Source organism: Mycobacterium sp., from assembly GCF_049280035.1.
Classification (GTDB): Bacteria; Actinomycetota; Actinomycetes; order Mycobacteriales; family Mycobacteriaceae; genus Mycobacterium.
In genome coordinates this window covers 1-3,700 of sequence record NZ_JBAPPI010000069.1, presented here as the reverse complement: position 1 = coordinate 3,700, position 3,700 = coordinate 1, and the positions used below count along the sequence as shown (strand labels likewise).

2 protein-coding genes are annotated in these 3,700 nt (G+C 63.5%); both read left to right on the top strand.

Features of this window, described 5'->3' with window-relative positions:
* The first annotated feature begins 309 nt into the window (after positions 1-309).
* Entirely contained in the window at positions 310-1,299 is a 990-nt protein-coding gene (locus WAN71_RS02355; protein WP_422223788.1) for an aldo/keto reductase, read from the top strand.
* A 272-nt stretch (positions 1,300-1,571) separates the two neighbouring features.
* Positions 1,572-3,233: a CocE/NonD family hydrolase gene (locus WAN71_RS02350; protein ID WP_422223787.1), complete on the top strand. Its 1,662-nt coding sequence runs from the start codon at positions 1,572-1,574 to the stop codon at positions 3,231-3,233.
* The last annotated feature ends 467 nt before the right edge of the window (positions 3,234-3,700 follow it).

The window sequence follows — 3,700 nt, the reverse complement described above, 5'->3', positions numbered from 1 at the left end:
GCAATCGGCGTTCCAAGACAAGGTCTGCACATATTGAAATCGACGCTTCATCGAGTTATAGTCGACATTATATCGAGTAAACTGGTCTTTTCAGGTGTGACGCGAGTGCCGATCACGTCGGCGTCCTTGTCGACGACCAGGACGTCATGGGTGTGAGCGCGGCCCAACCGGACCAGTCGCAGCCGCCCAGCATGCAATGAAAAATCGATCTGAAAGGTGCACATGAACACGATTCCTGACCAAGCGGGCTTGCAAGGAGCCGATGTCGCCGAAGGCGTTCGTTTCACTCAGCCGAAGCAGCCCGCAGTCATGCGAACCAAGACATTGGGAACCCTGGGAACCACCTCGGCGATCGGGCTTGGCCTGATGGGCATGAGCGACCTCTACGGGCCCAGCGACCGCGCTGAGAGCATCGCCACCATCCACGCCGCGCTCGCCGCCGGCATCACCCTGCTCGACACCGGCGACTTCTACGGCACGGGCCACAACGAGATGCTGCTCGGCGAAGCCCTGCGCGCACACGAACGCGACCAGGTGCAGATCAGCGTCAAGTTCGGCTCCCTGCGCGGCCCGGACGCGTCGTGGCTGGGCCAGGACAACCGCCCGGTCGCCGTCAAGAACTCCCTCGCCTACACATTGCAACGGCTCGGCACCGATCACATCGACGTCTACCGGCCGGCCCGGTTCGATCCCGAGGTGCCGATCGAGGACACCGTCGGCGCGATCGCCGAGATGATTCAGGCCGGATATGTGCGGCATCTTGGATTGTCGGAGGTCGGTGCGGACACCATCCGCCGCGCGCACGCCGTACACCCGGTCAGCGACCTGCAGATCGAATACTCGCTGATCTCCCGCAGCCCCGAAGGCGACATCCTAGACACCTGCCGCGAACTGGGCATTGGTGTCACCGCGTACGGGGTGTTGTCGCGTGGGCTGATAAGCGGGCACTGGTCGGTCGACCGCGTCGGCTCGGGCGACTTCCGGGCACACAGCCCACGCTTCAGCGGCGAGAACCTCGACCGCAATCTGGCCCTCGTCGAGCGGCTGCGCAGTGTGGCCGCCGAGCTCGGCGTATCCGTGGCCCAGGTCGCGATCGCGTGGGTAGCCGCCCAAGGCGAGGACATCGTCCCGCTGGTCGGGGCCCGCAGACGCGAGCGGCTGGGCGAGTCGCTGGGCGCGCTCGACTTCGAGTTGACCGCCGAGCAACTCGCCACCATCGAGTCCGCGGTACCCAAAGACGCGGCCGCCGGTGACCGCTACGACGCCACGCAGATGGTGGCGCTCGACAGCGAGCGGTGATCCGGGTCTTCCGGCGCGCAGATCTGCTCAATCGCAGTCGACGGAAAATGGCCGGGGCGAAGGATGCGGCAATGCATGAGGGGTCTCGGTCTGCAGACCATCGAGAATCAACGCCAGATAACGCAGCCACAAATTCGGTTGGCTGTCCGCCAGCGGCGCTGCGGCTTGATTGATTCCGCTGAGTAGCAAAAAAAACTTGACCGTGTGGTCCGGTTATTGAGCAGCTTGCCGAACCCTAGCGAACGACACAAGGAGGCGGGTTTGTGGTGAGGATGGTGCCTGGGGTGTCTGCACGCGCGGTCGACGGATTGCTGCGCCGGCTCAGAGGGATGCCGAAACCGCGGAACAAGATTTTTGTCGAGCGTGGTCTGCGTACCCCAACTCGGGACGGATTCGCCTTGCTCGGCGACCTTTACGGGCCCGCCGAGCCTGGCGACGGTGGGGCGACGATTCTTATTCGGACACCCTATGGGCGGGGCGCACCACTGGACGCGTTGTGGGGCCGGGCCTTGGCCGCACAGGGATATCACGTGCTGCTGCAGAGCTGCCGGGGAACTGCCGGATCGACCGATACTTTCCAGCCGATGGTGCGCGAAGCCGCGGACGCGCAGGACACCCTGGTCTGGTTGCGGGAACAAGCATGGTTCAACGGGAGCCTCGGAACCATGGGGATGTCGTATTTGGCGTACACCGAGTGGGCCCTTCTGATGGACCCGCCGCCCGAACTTCAAGCAAGTGTGATGATCGCGGGGCCGCACGATTTCAGTAGTTCCATTTGGGATAGCGGGGCATTCGCCCTGGAAACCTATCTGGGATGGTCCGATGCGAACAGCGTGGCATTCGAGGACCGGCCGAGCGCGCTGCGGCAGCTCGCCGGCAGAAAGCGGGCGAACCGATTGAAGTCGGCATACTCAAGCCTTCCCCTGGCCGAAGCAGCGTCAGCAGTTTTGGGTGCTCGCGCACCGTGGTACCGGGAATGGCTGGACCACCCCGACCCAGCCGACCCTTACTGGCGCGACTATGACTTCGCCGACGCGCTTGAGCGCGTTCGGACGCCGACGCTCCTAGTGGGTGGTTGGTACGACGTGTTCCTCCGGCAGACGGTCGTCCAGTACGAGACCCTTCGGTCCCGAGGGATCGATGTCGCATTGACGCTCGGGCCGTGGACTCATCGTGGCCATGTGCTCAAAGGGTCTGGCGTCATCGACAACGAAGCGTTGCAATGGTTCGACACGTATCTGGGCACGCAGGCGTCTCCCCGACGAACCGATCCGGTGCGCACATTCGTCACCGGCACCAGTCGCACCTGGCACTCGGCGCAGAGTTGGCCTCCGGCCAGCACCGAGACCTCCTGGTTCGTCCACGAGGGAGGCCGGCTCGCGTCCGCTGCCGCGACGGGCGGTACTTCGACCTTCTGCTTCAACCCTGCCGATCCGACCCCGGCAGTAGGCGGCCGGCGACTTGCCAGCGGTGCAGGTGTGGTGGACAACGCAAAGCTGGAAGCCCGGTCGGACGTCCTCACCTTCACTAGTGCTGCACTGACAAATGACGTCGAGTTCGAGGGGGCTCCGACGGCCAAGGTAACGGTCAACGTGGATAACCCCAACGCCGATCTGTTCGTCCGCGTCTGCGAGGTCGACACTAAAGGGCGCTCACGGAACATTTGCGACGGCTTTGTCCGATTCGACCCCGCCGTACCTGCTGGTGAGGTTCAGGACCTGGCGGTTCGACTCCTCCCGTGCGCCCACCGAGTGCAGAAGGGCCACAGCCTGCGGCTGCAACTCTCAGGCGGCGCGCACCCCCTGTACGCCCGGAATCTGGGCACCGGCGAACTCGCCCCCACCGGCGCCAGTCTCAAAACGTCCGTCCACACTATTTATCACGCCACCACTCGTCTTGCCCTTCCGGTAACCACGCCAGCTCGATTGAGGTAATGCGGACGGGAATTCAGTGCAGAAGTGGCGTAGTAACCCCACAGACCGGCGATTTCAGCAGATTAGCTGCGACGTAACTTTGAGAACCGGCTCTGACCTGCAGTTTTCTGGTGGAGCTAAGGGGACTCGAACCCCTTGCTGAACAGGGAAAAAGGGCGCTTCACCTGCTGTAATGCTCCGAAACGTCACCGTTCAACACCATCCGTGACCAGGCGTTACCGACCGAGGCGTTGACGGCGTCAACGCCAAGGCGTCGCGGTTCCGTGCTGCCAAGGTCGAGCCAGCGTCCTCGTCACCGCGTGGACTACAACCTGGCAGATTTTCGGCTGTCTTGCGTGCTCCGGGCCGACCGTTACGACGAATTGGACACCGCCAACGCCGGAAGTGAAGCGTGCACACCGTCCACACCGTCGCGAAACTTCGACGATCTACGGGATCCGCGTCTACGTCAACCCGTTATTCCCGGG